This window comes from Hydrogenophaga intermedia (genome assembly GCF_023715105.1).
GTDB classification, from domain to species: domain Bacteria; phylum Pseudomonadota; class Gammaproteobacteria; order Burkholderiales; family Burkholderiaceae_C; genus Hydrogenophaga; species Hydrogenophaga intermedia_A.
In genome coordinates this window covers 207,198-229,272 of record NZ_JAMBNO010000002.1, presented here as the reverse complement: position 1 = coordinate 229,272, position 22,075 = coordinate 207,198, and the positions used below count along the sequence as shown (strand labels likewise).

21 protein-coding genes are annotated in these 22,075 nt (G+C 68.9%); 12 read left to right on the top strand and 9 right to left on the bottom strand.

Annotated features, from left to right (window positions below):
- The first annotated feature begins 10 nt into the window (after positions 1-10).
- Entirely contained in the window at positions 11-1,036 is a 1,026-nt protein-coding gene (locus tag M3149_RS02805; protein WP_251707811.1) for a HEAT repeat domain-containing protein, read from the top strand.
- Entirely contained in the window at positions 1,033-2,439 is a 1,407-nt protein-coding gene (locus M3149_RS02800) for a glycosyltransferase family 2 protein (RefSeq protein ID WP_251707810.1), read from the top strand. Before M3149_RS02805 ends, M3149_RS02800 begins: the two co-directional genes overlap by 4 nt.
- A 27-nt stretch (positions 2,440-2,466) precedes the next feature.
- Here the strand turns inward: M3149_RS02800 and M3149_RS02795 are convergent, their stop codons facing one another.
- The 8 genes from M3149_RS02795 to M3149_RS02760 form a co-directional block, all read right to left on the bottom strand.
- On the bottom strand, positions 2,467-4,722 hold the full coding sequence (locus M3149_RS02795) for an ATP-binding protein (protein WP_251707809.1): 2,256 nt from the start codon (positions 4,720-4,722) through the stop codon (positions 2,467-2,469).
- Between the two features lie 7 nt (positions 4,723-4,729).
- The gene (gene ruvC / locus M3149_RS02790) at positions 4,730-5,278 is read right to left on the bottom strand and encodes a crossover junction endodeoxyribonuclease RuvC (protein WP_251707808.1); all 549 of its coding nucleotides are present in this window, start codon (positions 5,276-5,278) and stop codon (positions 4,730-4,732) included.
- Complete coding sequence (locus M3149_RS02785; protein ID WP_251707807.1) at positions 5,275-6,261, bottom strand: phosphatidate cytidylyltransferase; 987 nt, start codon at positions 6,259-6,261, stop codon at positions 5,275-5,277. Before M3149_RS02785 ends, ruvC begins: the two co-directional genes overlap by 4 nt.
- Positions 6,261-6,878 carry a lysophospholipid acyltransferase family protein gene (locus tag M3149_RS02780; protein ID WP_251707806.1) on the bottom strand — a complete coding sequence of 206 codons (618 nt, stop codon included), beginning with the start codon at positions 6,876-6,878 and terminating at the stop codon, positions 6,261-6,263. The genes M3149_RS02785 and M3149_RS02780 overlap by 1 nt, the downstream gene beginning before the upstream one ends.
- Positions 6,875-7,621 (bottom strand): monofunctional biosynthetic peptidoglycan transglycosylase, encoded by a 747-nt coding sequence (gene mtgA, locus M3149_RS02775; RefSeq protein ID WP_251707805.1) that lies wholly within the window; start codon positions 7,619-7,621, stop codon positions 6,875-6,877. The genes M3149_RS02780 and mtgA overlap by 4 nt, the downstream gene beginning before the upstream one ends.
- 2 nt (positions 7,622-7,623) lie before the next feature.
- Entirely contained in the window at positions 7,624-8,469 is an 846-nt protein-coding gene (locus M3149_RS02770; protein WP_251707919.1) for an energy transducer TonB, read from the bottom strand.
- A 73-nt stretch (positions 8,470-8,542) separates the two neighbouring features.
- A complete protein-coding gene (locus M3149_RS02765) occupies positions 8,543-10,597 on the bottom strand; it encodes a ribonuclease catalytic domain-containing protein (RefSeq protein WP_251707804.1) in 2,055 nt (684 codons plus the stop codon).
- Between the two features lie 33 nt (positions 10,598-10,630).
- Positions 10,631-11,239, bottom strand: coding sequence for a YqiA/YcfP family alpha/beta fold hydrolase (locus tag M3149_RS02760; protein WP_251707803.1), 609 nt, complete (start codon positions 11,237-11,239; stop codon positions 10,631-10,633).
- A 22-nt stretch (positions 11,240-11,261) separates the two neighbouring features.
- Here M3149_RS02760 and rodA point away from each other — a divergent pair, with 22 nt between their 5' ends.
- From rodA to M3149_RS02725, 7 genes are all read left to right on the top strand, one after another.
- A complete protein-coding gene (gene rodA / locus M3149_RS02755; protein ID WP_251707802.1) occupies positions 11,262-12,419 on the top strand; it encodes a rod shape-determining protein RodA in 1,158 nt (385 codons plus the stop codon).
- A complete protein-coding gene (locus M3149_RS02750; protein ID WP_251707801.1) occupies positions 12,416-13,327 on the top strand; it encodes an NAD(P)-dependent oxidoreductase in 912 nt (303 codons plus the stop codon). Before rodA ends, M3149_RS02750 begins: the two co-directional genes overlap by 4 nt.
- A 38-nt stretch (positions 13,328-13,365) precedes the next feature.
- A complete protein-coding gene (gene tldD, locus M3149_RS02745; protein WP_251707800.1) occupies positions 13,366-14,826 on the top strand; it encodes a metalloprotease TldD in 1,461 nt (486 codons plus the stop codon).
- Between the two features lie 119 nt (positions 14,827-14,945).
- On the top strand, positions 14,946-15,782 hold the full coding sequence (locus tag M3149_RS02740) for a chromate resistance protein ChrB domain-containing protein (RefSeq protein WP_251707799.1): 837 nt from the start codon (positions 14,946-14,948) through the stop codon (positions 15,780-15,782).
- Positions 15,779-17,131, top strand: a complete 1,353-nt coding sequence (gene chrA, locus M3149_RS02735) for a chromate efflux transporter (protein WP_251707798.1) — start codon at positions 15,779-15,781, stop codon at positions 17,129-17,131. The genes M3149_RS02740 and chrA overlap by 4 nt, the downstream gene beginning before the upstream one ends.
- 206 nt (positions 17,132-17,337) lie before the next feature.
- Positions 17,338-18,462, top strand: a complete 1,125-nt coding sequence (locus M3149_RS02730) for a 3-deoxy-7-phosphoheptulonate synthase (protein ID WP_251707797.1) — start codon at positions 17,338-17,340, stop codon at positions 18,460-18,462.
- A gap of 83 nt (positions 18,463-18,545) precedes the next feature.
- Positions 18,546-18,866: a hypothetical protein gene (locus M3149_RS02725; protein ID WP_251707796.1), complete on the top strand. Its 321-nt coding sequence runs from the start codon at positions 18,546-18,548 to the stop codon at positions 18,864-18,866.
- 1 nt (position 18,867) lies between these two features.
- Here the strand turns inward: M3149_RS02725 and mpl are convergent, their stop codons facing one another.
- Positions 18,868-20,253 (bottom strand): UDP-N-acetylmuramate:L-alanyl-gamma-D-glutamyl-meso-diaminopimelate ligase, encoded by a 1,386-nt coding sequence (gene mpl / locus M3149_RS02720; RefSeq protein ID WP_251707795.1) that lies wholly within the window; start codon positions 20,251-20,253, stop codon positions 18,868-18,870.
- Between the two features lie 39 nt (positions 20,254-20,292).
- Here mpl and M3149_RS02715 point away from each other — a divergent pair, with 39 nt between their 5' ends.
- From M3149_RS02715 to accB, 3 genes are all read left to right on the top strand, one after another.
- Positions 20,293-20,898: a hypothetical protein gene (locus tag M3149_RS02715; protein WP_251707794.1), complete on the top strand. Its 606-nt coding sequence runs from the start codon at positions 20,293-20,295 to the stop codon at positions 20,896-20,898.
- A complete protein-coding gene (locus M3149_RS02710; RefSeq protein WP_251707793.1) occupies positions 20,895-21,422 on the top strand; it encodes a TlpA family protein disulfide reductase in 528 nt (175 codons plus the stop codon). Before M3149_RS02715 ends, M3149_RS02710 begins: the two co-directional genes overlap by 4 nt.
- A 176-nt stretch (positions 21,423-21,598) precedes the next feature.
- Positions 21,599-22,066, top strand: coding sequence for an acetyl-CoA carboxylase biotin carboxyl carrier protein (gene accB / locus M3149_RS02705; RefSeq protein ID WP_251707792.1), 468 nt, complete (start codon positions 21,599-21,601; stop codon positions 22,064-22,066).
- The last annotated feature ends 9 nt before the right edge of the window (positions 22,067-22,075 follow it).

Here is a 22,075-nt window from a genome sequence, read left to right as displayed (position 1 = left end):
AGTCCTGCGGGTGGCTCTCTGGAGCGGCGTGGTGGCCACGTTGCTGACGGTGATCGTTGCACTGGTGATCGTGTTGCTGCGCCTTGCCTTGCTTCGGGAAGAGCGGCGTTGGCAGGCCTTTGTGGCGCAGTGGCGCCCCCGGTTGCTGTCGCTGGTGATCGAGCCCTCGACCGCCCCGTTGCCCGCGCTGCCCGCAGGCGAGCGCCGGCGCTTCCTGCGGCTGTGGGTGTATCTGCACGAGTCGGTTCGCGGTGAGGCGGCCGAGCGGCTCAACAACGCCGCACGCAGCCTGGGCCTGGACCGTTTCGCGCGCAGTCTGCTGGCCGGTGGATCGCGGCCCGCGCGCTTGCAGGCGGTGCTGGCGCTGGGTCATCTGCGCGATCCAGCGGCGTGGGAGGCCTTGCATCGGTTGGCCGGGCTGCGTGATCCGCTGCTGTCGATCAACGCGGCCCGAGCACTCGTGCAGATCGACCCGCTGCGGGCGGCCGAGACCCTCACACCGGCGGTATTGCAACGTGACGACTGGGACGTGGCCCGTCTCGCCGCTTTCATGGCCGATGCGCGTGATGCCTTCGCCCTCATGCTGGCGCGGCATCTGCCGGGCCTGCGCCCGAGCCGTTTGCCCAGGGCCTTGCGTCTGGCGCGTGCCCTGCGCGCGAACCTGCCACCGCCGAGCCTGCATCGGCTGCTGCAACAGCGCACGGAGCCGGCGGTGGTGTGCGAATTGCTGCCCTTGCTGCACGGCCCCGAGTGGCACGACGGGGTGCTGCAGGCGCTGCAGCACCCGCACGCGGGTGTGCGCGCTCAGGCCTTGCGCGCCATGGCCAGCATCGCGGTTCCCGCCGACCTTCCCCGACTGAGCGCCTTGCTCCAGGACGCCGACGCCGATGTCCGGCTGGCGAGCGCCCATGTGCTCGTCGATCTGCCGTTCCTGGGCGAGCCGGATCTGCGGGCGCTGGCAGCGCCGGGTACCCCGGCGCACGACGCACTGCGCCACGCCATCGCGCAGCGCGAGTGGGGCGGGGAGGCGCGATGACGGTGCCGTTGCTGATCGAGGCGACCACGGCGTTCGTGCTGGCCTATTTCGTTTTGCTCAACCTCGGTTATCTGCTGCTCAACCTGGTCTCGATGATCAGCCTGTGGCGCGGCCTGCAGGAGCGCGTGCTGGATGAGCTGCCCCAGGTTCACAGCGGCATGGACCCGGGCATCAGCCTGCTGGTGCCGGCCTTCAACGAGCAGGCTTCGATCGTCGATTCCGTGCGTTCCATGCTGGGCTTGAGCTACTCGAATTTCGAGGTCATCGTCATCAACGACGGGTCGCGCGATGGCACGCTGGCGGCGTTGGTCGAGGCCTTCGCGCTGGAGCCGTTCCCGGAGGCCGTGGCACAGCGCCTGCCCACGCAACCCATCCGGGGGTGCTTTCGCTCGCGCCTTCACCCCAACCTGCGGGTGATCGACAAAGCCAACGGTGGCAAGGCCGACTCGCTGAACGCGGGCATCAACCTCGCCCGACACGAACTCTTCTGCGGCGTCGATGCCGACTCCATCCTGGAGCGCGATGCCTTGCAGCGCGTGGTCAAGCCGTTCCAGCGCGACCCCTTCGTGGTGGCCACCGGCGGCACCGTGCGCGTGGCCAACGGTTGCCGAATCGAAGGCGGGGTGCTCACGCAGGTGGGGCTGCCGCGCAACCTGTGGGCCCTGTTCCAGGTGGTGGAGTATCTGCGGGCGTTTCTCTTTGGCCGCCTGGGCTGGTCCCAGCTCAACGCCATGCTCATCATCTCGGGCGCCTTCGGCTTGTTCCGGCGCGACCTGGTGATTGAAGTCGGGGGCTACCGCGTCAAGACCATCGGTGAGGACATGGAGCTGGTGGTGCGCCTGCACCGCCATCTGCGGGCACTGCAACAACGCTATCGCATCGAGTTCGTGCCCGACCCGGTGTGCTGGACCGAAGCGCCGGAGGACCGACTCACCCTGCGCAACCAGCGCATCCGCTGGCAGCGGGGCTTGTCAGAGAGCATGAGCACCAATGTCGGCCTGATGTTCAACCGCCGGGGTGGAGCGCCCGGTTGGCTGGCCTACCCTTTCTTTGCGGCCTTCGAATGGCTGGGCCCGCTGGTCGAACTGGGCGGCTACGTCTTCATGGTGCTGGCGTGGTCGTTCGGCCTGATTTCATGGCAGGCGTTTGCGATCTTCCTGTTCGTGGCCGTGGGCCTGGGCGTGCTGCTGTCGTTTTCCGGCCTGTTGCTGGAGGAAATGGCGTTCCATCTGTACCCGCGTGCGGGGCAACTGGCCCTGCTGGTGCTGATGGTGGTGCTCGAGAACTTCGGCTATCGCCAGCTCAACAGCTGGTGGCGCCTGATCGGCCTGTGGCGCTGGGCCACCCAGCGCGAGTCCCAGTGGGGCGAGATGAAGCGCAAGGGACTCAACGCCGGCCCGTGACACGGCACCACCCGACCCGCTGGACGATCAGGCCAGCGGCAGCTCGAAGAAGAACTCGGTGCGGCCGGGCTCACTGGTGAAGTCAATGCGCCCGCCGTGCGCCACCATGATGCTGCGACAGATCGCCAGGCCCAGGCCGGTGCCGCCTTTCTGTCGTCGGTCGGAGCCGTCGGCCTGCGCGAACCGCTCGAAAATGCGCGCGCGAAAGGCCTCGGGCACGCCTGGCCCCTGGTCCAGCACCGACACCCTGACATGACCCGATCGCACCTTGATCGACACGTCCACCATGCCGCCGCGAGGTGAGTACTTGGTGGCGTTGGAGAGCAGGTTGACCACCACCTGCACGATGCGGTCGCCGTCGACATCGACCATGGCGTCGGCACCAGCCAGAAAACGCAGTTCGACACCATAGTGGCTCGCGTAGGCCATGGTGTCGCGCACCGCGCGCATCACCAACGGCTCGATCGGCTGGCGGCGCATGTCGTACTGCATGTTGCCCGCGTCCATCTTCTCGATGTCGAGCAACTCGTTGATGAGCCGGATCAGCCGCTCGCAGCTGTCGTTGGCCAGTTGCACCAGCTCCCTGGCGTCCGCTGGCAGCTCGCCAGCCATGCCGGTGGCCATCAGGTTCAGCGAGCCGTACATGGCGGTGAGCGGGGTTCGCAACTCGTGCGAGACGGTCGAGACGAACTCCTTTTTCAGGCGCTCGATTTCCTGGCGCTCGCGGATGTCGTGCAGGAACGCGCTGAACAACTGGACCGGCGGGTTGTCGATCAGGCCGATGCGCATTTCCACCGGTATCTCGCGCCCCTGGTTGTCGATGATCAGGCGCTCGAGGCGCTGGCCCACGAACGGCGCTTCGCGGGTTTGCAGGTAGTGCGCGAGCGCTGCCTGCATCTGTCCGCGGTAGCGCGCAGGAATGATGATCTCCTCCAGCGGGCGACCGATCACGTCCTCGCTCTTCCAGCCCAGCAGTTGCTCTGCGGCCGAGTTCCAGTCGGTGATGCGGCCGAAAAAGTCCATCGTCACGAACGGGTCCTGTGCCAGTTCCACGAGCGTTTCGATGCGCTGCTCGTTGGACTTCACCTGTTCGAACGCCTTGCGCAGCTCCTGCGTGCGGTCGTTCACGCGTCGCTCCAGGTTGGCGTTGAGTTCGAGCAGCTGCACCTCGTTGGCCTGCAAGCGGTAAACGAGGGCATTCAAGGCCTGGCCGAGTTGCGCCACCTCTTCGTAGTGGTTCGATACGGGCACCCGCACCGGCTGGCCCTGCTGCAGTTGTCCGGCCGATGTCGTGAGGGCGCGCAGGGGTCGCGAGATCCAGCGAGCCACCCACCAGCCCAGCACCGAGAAAACCAGCGCCGCGAGCAAGCCGGCGACGAGCAGTTGGCGCTGTAGCGCGGAGGCCGGCGAATAGGCCTCGTCCAGGCGCTGCCGCACGAGCACACGCCAGCCCATGCCCGGGTAATCGTCGAGTCCGCGATCGCTGGCATAGCCCACGAGGTAGCGATGGCCGTCGGGCCAACTTTCTTCGGTGTGACCGGTGGCCTTGCCCGATGCCATGGCAGCCTGGCGCAGGCTGGGCAAATCCAGCGCGGTGCCCAGGAGGTCGGCGGGCCCCAGAAGAACGCGGTTGTCTCGGGAAACGATCAAGGGCGTGATCGCGCGCGTGGCGTCCAGCGGCTGGAAGATGGCCCGCTCCACATCGCGCGCCCACGACCAATTCAGGTGCGCCGCCAGTACACCGCGTGGGCTGCCGTCGGCGTTCGACATCGTGAACGCGATGTCAACGAAGCGGGGCGGCGCCTCGCCTTCGTTGCCGAGCAGGCGGGCCAGCAGCACGGCTTCGTGCACGTCGCCCATGGCCTGACCACGCTGGGCGTTGATGAACCAGGGGCGCCCCGATACATCGACGCCTTCGAGCAGGCCGCCTGTGGCGGTGAGCACCGTGCCCCTGTCGTCGGTCAGTCCGATCCAGGAGTACAGCGGATAGCTGGTCTGCAGGGTGTCGAGTTCGCGCCGCACGCGGGCCGGATCGGTCACGTCACCCAGGCGCGCCGCCATGAGCCGCACCTCGCGGTGGCGTTCGTACATGGAGCGATCCAGGCGGCTGGCGGTCTGCGTCGCCAGCTCGGCCAGGTTCACGCCGATCGTGGACCGCAACTGCCCGATCGCGGCGTGGCCGATGAACCAGGTCAGGGCCGCGGTGAGCGCCATCGACAGCACGATGAAGGCCAATGCCAGCCACGCGCCCAGGCCCGCTGGGCGACGGCCGAGCCAGCGCATGACCACCTCAGTAGCTCCTGCCGGCCTTGTACGCCGCGTGCGTGCGCGCCCGCAGCGGCGCCACCCGTTCGATGGCCGCGGTGGTGCGTGCCACCTGTGCGTGCGTGATGGCCAGGCCCAGCGCGTCGGCCGCGTCCTTGCCGGGCAGGCCGGGCAACTGCAGCAGGCGTTTCACCATTTCCTGCATCTGCTCCTTGGTGGCGCGGCCGTGCCCAGCCACAGCCTTCTTGAGCTGCAGGGCGGTGTATTCGGCCACGTTCAGGCCATTGGCCACCAGCGCGGTCAGGCAGGCGCCGCGCGCCTGGCCCAGCAGCAGCGTGGCTTGTGGATTCACGTTCACGAACACGATCTCGCACACCGCCACCTGGGGCTGGTAGCGCTGCACCACCTCGCCAATGCCGTCGAACAGCACCTTCAGCCGAGCGGGCAGCAGGGCGCCGTCCTTCGGGCTGGTCTGGATGGTGCCGCTGGCCACGTAGTGCAGGCGCGGTCCGTCGGCGTCGAGCACGCCGAAGCCGGTGCACTGCAGGCCGGGGTCGATGCCGAGAATCCTCATAGGTCGAAGGTCCAGCGCACAGAATGGAAAAACACGGGTGCCGCGAAACACAGCGCGTCGATGCGGTCGAGCAGGCCGGCCGCGCCGGTGACGGAGCGGCGCTCGCCGCCCCAGTTCGTCACGCCGCGGTCGCGCTTGATGGCTTTCATCACCAGGTGGCCGAGCGAGCCCGCCACGCATGCCACCAGCGCCATGGCCAGTGCCTGCAGTGGCTTGAAGGGTGTGAAGCCCGCGAGCAGTGCGCCCAGCAGGCCGCCCGCCAGCAGGCCCCAGCCCCAGCTCTGCCAGTGAAAGCTCTCGCTGATGGCGGGTGCCACGGGCCGGGAGCGCCCGCGAGCGGTGAGGTGCTGCACCAGCATGCAGGTCTGCACCACCAGCACCAGGAAGAACACCAGGAAGGCGTTGTTGCCAAGCCAGCGCGGGAACTGCAGCAGCAGCAATGCCGGCACGTGGCTCAGGCCATAGACGCAGACCATGATGCCCCATTGCAGCTTGGCGTTGCGCTCCAGGAAGCGCTGCGGGTCGTTGCGCAGGGCGCTCACCACCGGCAAGGCCAGGAACACATACACGGGCACGAACACGGTGAACAGGTCGAAGTGTTTGTTCCAGACCAGGGCGAACTGCGCTGGCAGCACCACGAAGAAGGCCAGCACAAGGCTGCGATGGTCGCCGCGGCGCGTGGGCGAGAGGCTGATGAACTCGCGCAGGGCGAAGAAGGAGAGCACGCCGAACAGCACGATGGACACACCTTCGCCGAGTACCCAGCCGACCCAGAACACCATGGCCATGATCCAGGACACGCGCAGCAGGTTGGCGTTGTCGTGGCGGCGCCGGGCCAGCTGGGCGTCGTCGCCGTGGGCGCGGCGTTCGCGCAGCGACAGCAGCATGCCCGCCACCGTGACCAGGGTGAGCAGACCGAACACCACCAGGAACAGCAGGCCCACCTGCTGGTTCTGGCTCAGGCCGCGCAGGAATGCGCCCATCAGATGTCCCTCAGGGCGATGACCGCCGCACGCGCGCGGGTCAGGAAGTCCGCCCGCGGCTCGTCGGCACCCAGCCGGATCGGCTCGCCAAAGGTCACCGAGCACAGCACCGGCACCGGCACCACCTCGCCCTTGGGCATCACGCGCTGCACGTTGTGGATCCAGGTCGGCACCAGCACCACCTCGGGGAAGCGCTGCGCCAGGTTGTAGAGGCCGCTCTTGAAGGGCTGCGGGTCTTCCTCGTGGCCTCGCGTACCCTCGGGGAAAAGGATCAGCGAGTCGCCGCTCTCCAGCGCGGCGATCAGCGGCGCCAGCGGGTCCTCGTCGCCCTTTCGCTCACGCTCGACGTAGACCGCGTTGAACACCTCGGTGGTGATCCAGCGCTTGAGCGGCGAGGCGGTCCAGTAGTCCTTCGCGGCGATCGGGCGCGTGATGCTGCGCAGCTCCTGCGGCAGCGCGGCCCAGATCAGCACCAGGTCGGCGTGGCTCTGGTGGTTGGCGAAGTAAATGCGCTGCTCGGCCTTGGGCGGGCAGCCGTGCCAGCGCGCCTGCGCACCGGTGAGCAGGCGCACCAGCCCGAGCAGGAAGTAGCCGACAGCGCTGGCGGCGGGCCTCATGGCAGCCTGATGTCGCCCATGCGGGCGACGATGGTGCCCGCGCGGCGCGCGAGGTAGGCCGAGCCGGGGCGCGTCTCGAAGAACTTGGGCGAGGGCAGCATCACCGCCAGCCGCGCCGCCTCGTAGGCCGTGAGGCGGCTCGCGGGCTTGTTGAAGTAGCGCTGCGCCGCGGCCTCGGCGCCGAACACGCCCTGGCCCCACTCGACACTGTTGAGGTAGATCTCCAGGAGGCGACGCTTGTCCAGCAGCAGCTCGAGCATGAGCGAAAGCACCAGCTCCTGGCCCTTGCGCAGCAGCGTGCGCTCGCCCGAGAGCAGCAGGTTCTTGGCCAGTTGCTGCGTGATGGTGGAGCCGCCCACCACCTTGGGTTCGCGTGTGGCGCGGTTGGGGTTCTGCGCGGCGCGGCGCTCCGCCTGTTCCTGGCGCCGCTCGTTCTTCTGCCACGCCTTCTGGATGGCCTCCCACTCCACGCCTCGGTGCTCGAAGAAGCCCGCGTCCTCCGAGGCCACCACCGCACGCCACAGGTGCGGGCTGATCTGCTCGCCGTCCACCCACTGCTGGCGCCAGCGCCATTCGCCTTCGCCGCGTGCGTGGCCGACCGCAACGCGCCAGGCCTCGGAGCGCTGGAACGCGGTGCTGTGTGGATCGAGGGCCGCCATCAGCGCGATGCGGCCAAGAAAGAAGAGCTGCAGGGCCACGCCCGCGAACATCAGCCAGAGCAGCCAGCGACCGAATGCGCGCACCGCTACTGGCCCGAGAGCTGGGTTTGCAGACCGTCGTCGCGCGTGAAGCGAAAGCGCGAGACGACCACGATCTGATCGGCCTGGCGGCGCATGGCGTCGCTGAAGCGGCCAAAGGAAAGGCCCCGCACGATGGCCTGCGCGCGCCGGTCGAGCAGGGCCGTGCCGGAGCCTTGCACCACCTCGGTGTCCAGCACCTGCCCGGTGTGATTGACGGTGATCACCATGGTGAGTTCGCCGTACAGCTTGCGCCCGCCCGCCTCGGGGAAATTGGCCGTGCCGTGCTGCTCGATGCGCCGGCGCAGGCCGTCGTAATAGACGGCGTAGACCGCCTCGCGCGTGGCCGGGCTGATGTAGCGCTTCTTCGGGCGCGCGTTCTCTTCGTTGATGCGCTTCTCGATCTCGGCCAGGATCTTCACCAGCGCCTGGCGGCGTTGCTCACGCTCGATCGATTCCTGGGTGGGCTGTGCGCTGGCCTTTTCCGGCGGGGGCATGGCGGCCAGGGAGCGGCGCACCTGGGCCAGCAACCGTTCCTGCTGCTCGCGCAGCGCTTCCACACGGCGGGCGGCTTCGTCGGGCGCGTCACCCAGGCGGGCCACGGCGGCCGGTGGCAGCGGCGAGGTGGCGCGCCCGCGTTCGGCGTCGCCACCGCCGGCCAGGGAGGCCTGGGCGATGGCCTGGGCCTTTTCGGGCCGCTGGTCGCTGCGGGCGTTGACGAGGATGACCTCGAGCGGGGTGTCCTTGAAGACGCGGTTGAATTGCTCGGGCGCGGCAAAGCGCACGGTGAGCAGGGCCGCGTGCACCCCGAGCGAAACCAGCAGCGCCAGCTGCAGGGTGCTGAGGTTGCGCAGGGTTCGTGCGGCCGCCGAGGCGGAACGCGATGGCGCGCGGGCGGTCTTCACGCGATCGGACTTCACCCGTGGATTATCCGTTGTCCCCCGTTGTCTGAGCGCTGTTGTCGGCCTGGGCGTCGTTCACGTCGATGGCCAGTGCCAATGGAGCGCCAAGCGGTTCGTCCTCGTCCTCCCCGGCGATGGCGTCAAGGTCCTCCACCGGCTGGTCCAGACGTTCGACGACGGTGCCGGCGATCTCCAGGGTGATGTCGTCGATGTCGCCCAGGCGCACCCGCAGGTGCGCGCCGCGCGGCAGGCCATCGGCGCCCATCACCGGGAACACCAGTGGCAGCGTGTCGGCCCGCACCAGCCGCTCCTTGATCAGCGTGGCCGTGAGCTCGGTGATGCCGTTCTGGCGCAGATGCTGCAAGGTCCAGTAGCGCTCCATGCCGCCCTGAAAGCCGTTGTAGGCGGTGTAAGCGGCGTCGAAGGCGCTGATGACGGCCAGCAGCGCGGCGTCCTTGGGCTTGAAGGGCGCGGCCAGCGCGGCCGTCTTGCCGTGGCGCGCGCAGGCAATGATCTGCCACTGGTTCACCAGGTCCACATAGCGGCGCAGCGGCGAGGTGCTCCAGGCATAGCACTTCACCCCCAGGCCCGCGTGTGGTTGCGCGCGTGTGCCCATGCGTACCTTGATACCCGGGAGCAGGCTGGCCTGGCTGCGGTAGATGCCGGGCACGCCGCTGTCGGCCAGCCACTGCCCCCAGGTCTTGTTGGCCAGGATCATGGCCTCGGCCACCATCAGGTCCAGCGGCGCGCCGCGTGAGCGCGTACCGATGATCACCGTCTCGCTGCCTTCGGGTTCGTCGCCCTGGACCCCTTCGAGCTTGAAGGTGTAGTCGGGCCGAGTGAAGGTCTCCGGCTTGCCGCGCGCGATCTCGCGCTGCGCCTTGTGGTGCACGGCAAAGCGGTGCAGGAAGGCGAGCATCGGCTGCAGCGCCGTGATCTCGGGCGGTGCGTCCGTGCCGGGGGCGCCGCCCAGCCAGGCCTCGGTGATCACCGCGTCGAGCTTGTCATGACGCAGGTTGAGCGTGATCGGCACGCGCTCCAGCGCGGTGCGGCTGCCGCGCGGCTCCAGCGTTGCCTCGTCGAATTCCACGTAGAGCGAAACCGCCGGGCAGTCCCGCCCGGCCTGCAGCGTGCAGGCCTGCACCACGTCGTCGGGCAGCATGGTGATCTTGTGGCCCGGCATGTACACCGTGGACATCCGCTGCCGCGCGACCTGGTCGAGCGCGCTGTCGGGCGTGATGGCCAGACCCGGTGCCGCGATGTGGATGCCCAGTGTGACCGTGCCGGTGCCCAGGCCCTGCAGCGAGAGCGCGTCGTCGATCTCGGTGGTGGCCGAATCGTCGATCGAGACGGCATGCACCGCGGCCAGTGGCAGCTCCTCGGCGATGGTGGGGGCCGCCAGCGCGGCAAAGCCGGTGCCCCTGGGGAAGTGCTCGAACAGGAATCGCTGCCAGTGGAACTGGTAGGCGTTGCGGATGGCGCCAGCCCTTTGCAGCAGCGCCAGCGGGGCGGTCTGACTGCGCCGCGCGGCCTCCACCACGGCCTTGTATTCCGGCCCGTTCTTGTCGGGCTTGAACAGAATGCGGTAGAGCTGCTCCTGCACCGCGGGCGGGCAGCGGCCTTCGATCAGTTCGCCCGCCCAGGCCTCGATCTGCGCCTGCAGCTGCTGCTTCTTCTCGATGGCGGCGAGCGCCTGCGCCACGATCTCGGGGGGCGCCTTCTTGTAGCGCCCTTTGCCGGCACGGCGGAAGTAGTGCGGCGCGCCTTGCAGCGTGAGCAGCGCGGCGGCTTGCTGGATGGGCCCGGCCTGCGCGCTGAAGTACTCGCGCGCCAGGTCGGCGAAGCCGAATTCCTCGTCGGGCGCAAACTCGTAGGCGAGCTCCACCTCCATGCCCTCGGCCAGCTTCGTGGCCTCGGTCATGAGCTCCGCAGGCGCGGGTTTGTCGAAACGCAGCAGCGCATTGGCCGCCTTCACTTTCACGCGCTTGCCCGAGTCGAGTTCGACCTGCATCGAACTCTCCGCCTCGGACAACACGCGGCCGGTCAGAAACTTGCCGGCCTCGTCGAACAGGATGTGCATGCAGCGGATTGTCCCATTGCGCCCATCCCGGGGTCAGGCCAGCCTCAGGAACGACAGCAGCGCGTCGATGTGATGGTCGAAATCGCTGATGGCGTGATCGCTCCCGTCGAGCAGGCGGATGGTGCCGCCGTGCGCAAAGGCCTGCATCTCGCGCCAGTCGAGCAGCTCGTCACCCTTGGCCAGCAGGGCGAAGAGCCCGTCGGGCGTGGCGGGGCGCTCTGGCGCCAGTCGCTCGATATCGGCCTGCAGCGCGAGCAACTCGTCCACGAACCGCGGTTCGAAGAAGAAGCGTTCCGAGGGGTTCTGCCACGTGGTCTGCTCGCCGATGTGGGCCGCGAGGTCGCGCGCGGGAAACGGCGCCGGGTTGAGCAGGGCCGCGCGGCAGCCCGTCTGCAGGGACAGCCAGCGTGCATAGAAGCCCCCGAGCGAGGAACCGACCACCGCCATGCGCTCGCCAGGCCAGCCGGCCACGCCGTGCCGGACCAGCGCCATGGCCTCGCGCGGCGAGGGCGGCAGCTGCGGACACCACCAGTGCACGGCCGGGTGATCGCGCGCCACGCGTTCGGCCACGGCCCGCGCCTTGGTGGACAGCGGCGAGGAACGGAAGCCATGCAGGTACAGCAGGTGCGTGGTGTCATTCATGGTGGCAGGATAATCGCGGGTCATGGCCGTCGTGATCGAAAAACCTTCCCTGCTGCAGCGGGTCATTCCCTTCCTGCGTGGCTTCGACTGGCCGCTCATCACCATCATCCTGTTCATGGCGGCCATCGGGTTGTTCGCCATGTATTCGCTGGGCTTCGACCACGGCGCGCGCTTTGCCCAGCACAGCCGCAACATGCTGATCGGCGCCGGCGTGATGTTGCTGTTTTCGCAGATCCCGCCGCAACGGCTGATGAGTCTGGCCTTGCCGCTGTACCTGGCGGGCGTGGTGCTGCTGCTGGGCGTGGAGTTCGCGGGAATCATGCGCAAGGGCGCCCAGCGCTGGCTCGACATCGGCGTGATCGTCATCCAGCCCAGCGAGATCATGAAGATCGCGATGCCGATGATGCTGGCCTGGTGGTTCCACCGCCGTGAGGGGCAGCTCAAGGCCACCGATTTCGCGGTGGCCGGCGTGCTGCTGGCGGTGCCAGCGATGCTCATCCTGCTGCAGCCCGACCTGGGCACCACGCTGCTGGTGGTCGCCTCCGGGCTGGCGGTGATCTTCTTCGCCGGGCTGAGCTGGAAGTTGATCGTCCCGCCGGTGCTGCTGGCCGTCATCGGCATCGGCTTGCTGATTGCCAACGAATCGAGCTGGTGCGCGCCGGGCGTGGACTGGCAGGTGCTGCACGAGTACCAGCGCCAGCGCGTGTGCACCCTGCTCGACCCCACCAAGGACCCGCTGGGCAAGGGTTTTCACATCATCCAGGGCGTGATCGCCATCGGTTCGGGAGGCGTCTGGGGCAAGGGCTTCATGCAGGGCACGCAGACGCACCTCGAATTCATCCCCGAGCGCACCACCGACTTCGCCTTCGCGGGCTTTTCCGAGGAATTCGGGCTGATGGGTGTCTTGCTGCTGCTGGCGGGCTTCATCGCGCTCATCGTGCGCGGGCTGATCATCGCCGCCGAAGCGCCCACGCTGTTTTCGCGCCTGCTGGCCGGCGCGCTCACGCTCAACATATTTGTCTATGCCTTCGTGAACATGGGCATGGTCAGCGGCATCCTGCCCGTGGTGGGCGTGCCGCTGCCGTTCGTGAGCTACGGCGGCACCGCCATGGTCACGCTGGGCGTGGGCCTGGGCATGTTGCTGGCCATCTCGCGCGCCAAGCGGCTCATTCCCACATGACGACCTACCTGCCTGGCGTGGCCTTCGTGGGGGCCGGCAACATGGGCGGCGCCATGGTGCAACGCCTGCGCGAGCGCGGCTGGCCGGTGGCGGTGTGCGACATCGACCCACTGCGCCAGACCGAGGCCCGCGCGGCCGGCGCCCGGCTGTGCGACACACCCGCAGCGGCCGCAGCCACGCTGGGCGAGGGCGCCGTGCTGGCCATCGTGGTGGTGGACGCCGCGCAGTGCCGCGAGGTGCTGTGGGGCGAGCAGGGCGCGGCCGCCGGCTTGCGCGCCGGCCAGACGGTGCTGTTGTGTCCCACGATCGCGCCGGAGGACGTCGAGTCGATTGCGCTGCGCCTGGCCGGCCAGGGCGTGCACACGCTGGACGCGCCGCCCTCGGGCGGTCCGGCCCGTGCGCGTGCGGGCACCATGAGCCTCATGCTCGCCGGGCCCGCGCCGGTGGTGGAACGCCATGCGCGGCTGCTGGCCGACCTGTCCGATGCGGTGTTTCGCGTGAGCGAGCGCGTGGGTGACGGCGCGCGCACCAAGCTCGTCAACAACCTGCTCGCGGCGGTGAACCTCGCCGGCGCGGCCGAGGTCCTGGCGCTCGCCGAACGCCTGGGTCTGGATGCGGGCACCACGCTGGGCGTGATCGAGCGCTCCAGCGGGCAGAGCTGGATCGGCAGCGACCGCATGCACCGCGCGCTGGCCGGCGACGACGCGCCGCGCGCCCACATGACGCTGCTGGCCAAGGACAGCGGGCTGGCGGTGGCGGCGGCGCAGCGCGCGGGCCACGCGGGCGTGCTCGGCCCGCTGGCCGCTGCGGTGTTCGCCGCCGCGCTGCGTGACGGCCTGGCCGGGCACGACGATGCCGCGCTGCTCGACTGGATGCGCAACCACCCCGACGGACTGCCAAGACCCTGATCGCCCCGCGGCGGGCGGCGCCTTCCTACAATGCCCTCATGATCGCGCGCGAACCCACCCTGGCCCGTCTGGCCACCGCCGAGCAGCAACTGCTCGAACCCTTCGGCCTCACCACCGCCCACCTGCACAAGGCGCTGGCGGAGATCGCCTCGCACGGCGTGGACGACGCCGACCTGTACTTCCAGGCCACCCGCAACGAGGGCTGGAGCCTGGAGGAGGGCATCGTCAAGACCGGCAGTTTCAGCATCGAGCAGGGCGTGGGCGTGCGCGCCGTCAGTGGCGAGAAAACCGCCTTCGCCTACTCGGACGACCTGTCCTGGGATTCGCTGCTCGACGCCGCACATGCCGTGCGCAGCATCTCGGGCCAGGGCCAGGCGAAGAAGGTCAAAGTCGCCGCGGGCAAGGTGGCCGGTTCACGCTCGCTCTACGTCGGCGTCGACCCGATTGCCACGCTGGACAGCACCGCCAAGGTGGCGTTGCTGGAGAAGGTGGAGCGAATGGCCAAGGCCAAGGACCCGCGCGTGGTGCAGGTGATGGCCGGGCTGGCCGCCGAACACGACGTGGTGCTCGTGGCGCGCATGGACGGCACGCTGGCGGCCGACGTGCGCCCGCTGATCCGCCTGTCCGTCACCGTGATCGCGGAACATAATGGCCGCCGCGAAATGGGCAGCTCGGGCGGCGGTGGCCGTTTCGGCCTGGCGTACTTCGACGACGCCATGGCGCAAAGCTATGTGGACGAAGCCGTGCAGCAGGCGCTCACCAACCTCGAGTCGCGTCCCGCGCCCGCGGGCGAGATGGTGGTGGTGCTGGGCAGCGGCTGGCCCGGCATCCTGCTGCACGAGGCGGTGGGCCACGGGCTTGAAGGCGATTTCAACCGCAAGGGCTCGAGCGCCTTCGCCGGGCGCATCGGCCAGCGCGTGGCGGCCAAGGGTGTCACCGTGCTCGACGACGGCACCATCGCCGACCGCCGCGGCTCGCTCAACGTGGACGACGAGGGCAACGCCTCGCAGCGCAACGTGCTGATCGAAGACGGCATCCTGCGCGGCTACATCCAGGACGCGATGAACGCGCGCCTGATGGGCGTCAAGCCCACCGGGAACGGCCGCCGCGAGAGCTACGCCCACACGCCCATGCCGCGCATGACCAACACCTACATGCTCGGCGGCGACACCCCGCCCGAAGAAATCATCGCCAGCATCAAGAAGGGCCTGTATGCCACCAACTTCGGTGGCGGCCAGGTCGACATCACCAGCGGCAAGTTCGTGTTTTCGGCCAGCCAGGCGTTCTGGGTCGAGAACGGCAGAATCCAGTACCCGGTGAAAGGCGCCACCATCGTGGGCAACGGCCCCGACGCCCTCACCCGCGTGAGCATGATCGGCAACGACATGCGACTCGACACCGGCGTCGGCACCTGTGGCAAGGAAGGCCAGAGCGTGCCGGTGGGCGTGGGGCAGCCCACGCTGCGCATCGAGGCGCTCACCGTCGGCGGGACCGCCTGAAGCCTGGCAGGGCCGCGGCAACCGCCGTACACTGCAGCCGTCGGGATGTTCAGCCTCCCGCGGCCTTCGGGCCGAGACACGTCGTCCAAGCGCTGAAGCAGCCCCTCACGGAGCCTGACATGGACGACGACCTCTTCATCTCGCGTCACGCCCTGGCCGATCGCCTCGGCCGTCCCGACGCCCCCTTCATTCTCGACGCGCGCCGTGAAGCGCGCTTTTCGCCCAGCGAACACCGCGTGGCGGCGGCCGTGCGCGTGCTGCCCTCGGGCGACACCGCGCGCGACGTGATGGTGTACTGCGTGTACGGGCACGAGGTCAGCCAGCAGGCGGTGCGCGATCTGCGCGCGGCCGGCCGGCGGGCCTGGGTGCTCGAAGGCGGCATCGAAGGCGGCGAGCCCGGCGTCGATGCGGCGGATTTCGTGGCGCGCGTGCGTGCCGAGCCGCTGCCCCTGGTGCGCCAGCGCCGCGACCTCGGCGTGAGCGGCGAAGCGCCGAGCCAGTGGATCACGCGCGAACGCCCGCGCATCGACCGCATCGCCTGCCCCTGGCTGGTGCGCCGCTTCATCGACCCGCGCGCGGTGTTCCATTTCGCGCCCACGGCCGAGGTGCTGGCGCGCGCCCGTGCAATTGGTGCGGTGGCTTTCGACATCCCCGGTGCGCCGATCACGCATGTGGGTGAGCGCTGCAGCTTCGACGCGCTGATCGACGCGTTCGCGCTGCGCCTGCCCGCGCTCGATCGCCTGGCCACCATCGTGCGCGGTGCCGACACAGACCGGCTCGATCTCGATCCGGCGTGCGCCGGCCTGCTGGCCACCTCGCTCGGGCTGGCGCGCCTGCACGACGGCGACGACCATGCGCTGCTGGCCGCCGGCCTCGTGGTCTACGACGCCTTGTACGCATGGTGCGTCGCCGAGGAACACCACGGCAACGAAGCCCACCACTGGAGGCCGGTGTGAGCGAGGTGCGTACCGTCTCCTTTGGCGAAGCGTTTCGCTTCTGGCTCAAGCTCGGCTTCATCAGCTTCGGCGGACCCGCGGGGCAGATTGCGGTGATGCACCGCGAACTCGTGGAGCAGCGCCGCTGGATCAGCGAGCGGCGCTTCCTGCACGCGCTCAACTACTGCATGCTGCTGCCCGGCCCCGAGGCGCAGCAGCTCGCCACCTACATCGGCTGGCTGCTGCACCGCAGCTGGGGCGGCATCGTGGCCGGTGCGCTGTTCGTGCTGCCCTCGCTGCTGCTGCTGATCGCGCTGAGCTGGGTTTACCTCGTGTTCGGGCAGGTCGGCTGGGTGGCCGGTGTGCTCTATGGCATCAAGCCCGCGGTGGCGGCCATCGTGGTGCAGGCCGTCTGGCGCATCGGCGGCAAGGTGCTGCGCACACCGCGCGAGGCGCCCTGGCTCTGGGCCATGGCAATCGGCAGTTTCGTGGCCATCGCGCTGCTCAAGCTGTCGTTCCCGCTGGTCGTTTTGTCGGCGCTGGCGCTGGGTTGGCTGGGTGGCCGCCTTGCGCCCGCGCAGTTCGTGCCGCCCAACGCCCACGCGCGCACGGTCGCCGCGGGCGCGGAACACGCGCCTGCGCTGATCGACGACGACACACCCACGCCGGCGCACGCCCGTTTCTCGCGCGCGGGGCTGCTGCGCGTGCTGGTGGTGGGCGCACTGCTCTGGCTGCTGCCGATGGCCGCGCTGCTGGCGTGGCAGGGCCTGCACGGCGTGCTGCCCACCATGGGCCTGTTCTTCACCCAGGCGGCGCTGCTCACCTTCGGTGGCGCCTATGCGGTGCTGCCGTTCGTGTACCAGGGGGCGGTGGTGCAGCACGGCTGGCTCAGCGGGCCGCAAATGATCGACGGCCTGGCCCTGGGCGAGACCACGCCGGGGCCGCTGATCATGGTGGTGGCCTTCGTGGGCTTCCTGGGTGGCTGGCACACCGAGGTGCTGGGGCCCGAGGCGCGCTTCTGGGGCGCGGCGCTGGCGGCCACGGTGGTCACCTGGTTCACCTTCCTGCCCTCGTTCATCTTCATCCTCGCGGGCGGGCCGCTGGTGGAGCGCACCCACGGGCACCTGGGCTTCACCGCGCCGCTCACCGGCATCACCGCCGCGGTGGTGGGCGTGATCGCCAGCCTGGGTGTGTTTTTCCTGCACCACATCGCCTGGCCGGTGCCGGGTGGTCCGCTGGACGTGGCCGCGCTCGTGATCGCCGCCGCGGCCGCCATCGCCCTGGTGCGTTTCAAGGCCGGCGTGATCCCCGTGATCGCGGCGTGCGCGGCGCTTGGCGTGTTGCTCAAAACCACCGGTCTGGCGGCCTGACATCCGGCCGTTCCGGGCCCTGTGCTACATTGCTTGCCATGTTCTCGCGCCAGTACTTCGCTTTTTACTTTTGGTTCTCTGTCCCCGGCGGACGAGAGGCGAAGACGTAAGCGCGCCACGAATCTCGAATCAAACCGCCGGAGCTGACAGCCCGGCGGTTTTTTTTCGCCCCTTGCCTTTTTTCAGACCCCACCCAGGAGCCCGTGATGAACGCCAAAGCCACCTCTGCCGCCAGCGACACCTGGTATGCGCGACCCGTCGACAAGACCAGCGAGACCGACGACGAACGCATCCAGGACATCACCGTGCTGCCCCCGCCCGAACACCTCATTCGCTTCTTCCCGATTGCCGGTACGCCCACCGAGGCGCTGATCAGCCAGACGCGGCATCGCATCCACCGCATCCTGCATGGCAAGGACGACCGGCTGCTCGTGATCATCGGGCCTTGCTCGATTCACGACCCCGCCGCTGCGCTGGACTACGCGCGCCGCCTCAAGCCACTGCGCGACCAGTACGCCGACACGCTGGAAATCGTGATGCGGGTGTACTTCGAGAAGCCGCGCACCACCGTGGGCTGGAAGGGCCTCATCAACGATCCGTACCTCGACGAGAGCTTCCGCATCGACGAAGGCCTGCGCATTGCGCGCCAGTTGCTCATCGAGATCAATCGCCTGGGCCTGCCCGCGGGCAGCGAATTCCTCGACGTGATCTCGCCGCAGTACATCGGCGACCTCATCAGCTGGGGCGCCATCGGTGCACGCACCACCGAGAGCCAGGTGCACCGCGAGCTGGCCTCGGGTCTGTCGGCTCCGATCGGCTTCAAGAACGGCACCGACGGCAACATCAAGATCGCGACCGACGCCATCCAGGCCGCGGCCCGCGGCCACCACTTCCTGTCGGTGCACAAGAACGGCCAGGTCGCCATCGTGCAGACCAAGGGAAACAAGGATTGCCACGTGATCCTGCGTGGCGGCAAGGCGCCCAACTACGACGCCGCCAGCGTCGCCAGTGCGGTGAAGGAACTGGAGGCCGCGAAGCAGGTGCCGCGCCTGATGATCGACTGCAGCCACGCCAACAGCAGCAAGCAGCACGAGAAGCAGCTCGACGTGGCACGTGACATCGCGGCCCAGATCACCGCGGGCAGCAAGTCCGTCTTCGGGGTGATGATCGAAAGTCACATCGAGGCCGGCGCCCAGAAGTTTACCCCGGGCAAGGACGATGCGTCCGCGCTGCGCTATGGCCAGAGCATCACCGACGCCTGCCTGGGCTGGGGCGATTCGCTGCAGGCGCTGGAGGTGCTGTCGCAAGCGGTGAAGTCCGCACGCCGCTGAACGCGGTGGGGGTTTTCCGGTGTGAAGCACGCCGGGTGCGGGGCACAATGCCCGCACCGCCGAAGCCGAGCCGAGGAGACACCATGCGCAGCCAAGTCACCGTCACCTGGGGCGAGCCCGCCGCCTACCGCATCGACCTCGAAGAGGTGCAGCCCATGCCGCACGACCAGGCGCGGCACTGGCTGGACGAGCAGTTCGTGCAGATGGGTTGCGAGCCCCTGCGGGCCACAGGCAAGGTGCTCACGGTGGACAAGATCCTGTGCATTGCCCAGGCCGCGGGCCAGGGGCACTTCAGCGACCCGGGCCACCGCGAATGGGCGCTGGCGTTTGCCCGCGCCACCAGCGCCGCGCTGGCCAAACCGGTGGTGACGGTCGACGTGCCGGCGCAGGCCCTCGCTTATTGAGTCAGGCCGCGAGCGCCTTCAGCAGGCGCTCGTGGATGCCGCCGAAGCCGCCGTTGCTCATGCAGACGATGTGATCGCCAGGGCGGGCGGCCTGCACCACCTGCTGTACCAGCGTGTCGACGTTGCCGGCCACGCTGGCGCGTGCGCCCATGGGGGCCAGCGCCTCGGTCGCGTCCCAGTCGAGCCCACCCGAATGGCAGAAGGCCAGGTCGGCGTTCTCCAGGCTCCAGGGCAGCTGGGACTTCATGGTGCCCAGCTTCATGGTGTTGCTGCGCGGCTCGAACACCGCGAGGATGCGTCCGCGCGGGGCGCCAAGCCGGCGCGCCAGCCCGTCCAGCGTCGTGCGGATGGCGGTGGGGTGGTGTGCGAAGTCGTCGTAGACCGTGATGTCGCCACCGGCGCGCGCCACGCTGCCACGGATTTCCATGCGGCGACGCACGTTCTCGAAGCGCGCCAGGGCCGCCGCCGCGTCGGCCGTCGCCACGCCGAGGTGCTGCGCCGCGGCGATGGCAGCGAGCGCGTTGAGCTGGTTGTGCACGCCCGAGAGCGACCAGCGCACCTGGCCCACGCGACGGTTGCCCTGCAGCACCGCGAAGTCGTGCGGCTCGCCGTCGGCCACGAAATCGCTCACCGCAGCGCCGAAGCTGCAGACTTCGCTCCAGCAGCCCTGGTGCAGCACGCGTGCCAGGCTTTCCTCCAGACCATTGACCACCACGCGGCCGCTGGCGGGCACGGTGCGCACCAGGTGGTGGAACTGGCGCTCGATGGCCTTGAGGTCATCGAAGATGTCGGCGTGGTCGAACTCAAGGTTGTTGAGCACCGCCGTGCGCGGGCGGTAATGCACGAACTTGCTGCGTTTGTCGAAGAAGGCGGTGTCGTATTCGTCGGCTTCGATCACGAAGCCCGGCCCTTGCCCCAGCCGCGCCGACACCCCGAAGTTCATGGGCACGCCACCCACCAGGAAGCCCGGTCGATGGCCGCAGGCCTCCAGGATCCAGGCCAGCATGGAGGTGGTGGTGGTCTTGCCGTGTGTGCCAGCCACCGCGAGCACGTGTCGACCCTGCAGCACGTGCTCGGCCAGCCATTGCGGCCCGCTGGTGTAGGGCGCGCCGGCGTCGAGGATGCCTTCCATCAACGGGAACTTCGGACTCCCGTCGGGCAGGCGCGCGCGGCTCACCACGTTGCCGATCACCCAGACATCGGGCTTGAAGGCCATCTGGTCGGCACCGAAACCCTCGATGAGGTCGATGCCCAGCGCGCGCAACTGGTCGCTCATGGGTGGGTAGACGCCGGCGTCGCAGCCGGTGACGCGGTGGCCCGCTTCGCGAGCCAGGGCCGCGACACCGCCCATGAAGGTGCCGCAGATGCCCAGGATATGAATGTGCATGCGGGGATTCTAGGGACTGGCCCGGGGCACAATCGCGCAATGCTTTCCCGAGACGACACCGCTGCCGAAATCGCCGCCGTGGCTGCGCGACTGGTGGTCGACGAAGGCCAGGATTACGGCGCGGCCAAGCGCGGTGCCCTGCGCCAGCTCGGCCTGCCGCCGCGCACGCCCCTGCCCGACAACGACACCCTGGAGGCTGCGGTGCGCGAACACATCGCCGTTTTTTGTGCCGACACCCAGCCCGCCGAACTGCGCGCGCTGCGGGAACTGGCCCTGCTGTGGATGGATCGACTCCAGGCTTTCCGCCCGCACCTGGGCGGCGCCGTCTGGCACGGCACGGCCACCCGCCACAGCGACATCCACATGCACCTCTTTTGCGACGACCCCAAGCAGGCCGAATGGGCCTTGATCGACCACCGCGTGGACTATCACCCCGGCAGCGCGCAAGGCTGGCGGGGCGAGGCGGTGGAGGCACTGACGGTACGCACCCGCAGCGAGGCACTGGGCCAGTGGGTGCTGCTGCACCTGCTGGTGCATGACCACGACGCGCTGCGTGGCGCACTCAAGCCCGACGCCCAGGGCCGCAGGCCGCGTGGCGATGCGCAGGCACTGCGTGACCTGATGGCGCAGGAGGCCGGCGCATGAAGCTGCAGCGACGCCACATGCTGGGAGCCGGCGTGGCCGTGGCAGCCGCGGGCGCCGGGGTCTGGTGGGCCGAGCGCCGGTTGCGGCCGCAACCCGTTCTGGACGGTGCCGAGGCCACGTTCTGGCAAAGCAGTTTCGACTCGCCCGAAGGCAAACCGCTGGCCATGGCGCCTTGGCGCGGGCGCCCGCTGCTGGTGAATTTCTGGGCCACCTGGTGCCCGCCCTGTATTGAAGAACTGCCCCTGCTCAACGCCTTTCACCGCGAGCAGTCGCCCCGAGGCTGGCAATTGCTCGGCCTGGCGGTCGATCGGGTGGACGCGGTGCAGACCTTCCTGAAGAAGCTGCCCATCGACTTTCCGGTCGCCATGACCGGTTTCGCCGGTGCCGACCTCAGCCGCAGCCTGGGCAACCCGTCGGGCGGCTTGCCGTTCACCGTGGTGTTCGGGCCCGAGGGAGCGGTGATCCATCGAAAGATCGGCCAGGTCAAGCCCGATGACCTTGCCCAGTGGGCGCAACTGGCCTGACGCAACAACAGCTTCCAACGTCGTCGAATACCCCCACAAGTCTCCCCCGGACCGACGGGCTGGCGTGGCCCACCCCTTCGTGTACACTGCGGCACCCTCGCGCCGGCGGGTGCATCGCGGCTCCATGAAGTTGCGAGCAAAAGACCTCGTTTGGTGCGTAAATCGTTGGAGATAACATGGATTTGCGCAAACTCAAGACTCTGATTGACCTTGTCTCGGAGTCCAATGTCTCGGAGCTCGAAATCACCGAGGCCGAGGGCAAGGTCCGCATCGTCAAGGCCAGCCCGGCGGTGATGCCGGCGCCGGTGACCTACAGCATGGCTCCCGCTCCTGCGGCGGTGGTGGTCACCCCGGCCGTCGAGGTGGCACCGGCGCCTGCGGCATCGCCCGCCGCGCCGGCCGCGCCCGCCGGGCACACGGTCAAGTCGCCCATGGTGGGCACCTTCTACCGCTCCTCGGCGCCTGGTGCAAAGCCGTTTGTCGAGGTGGGCGACAGCATCAAGGAAGGCGACACGATCTGCATCGTCGAGGCCATGAAGATCCTCAACGAGATCGAGGCCGACAAGAGCGGCACCGTGACCCAGATCCTGGTCCAGAACGGGCAGGCGGTCGAGTACGGCCAGCCGCTGTTCGTGATCGAGTAAGGGCGCTCC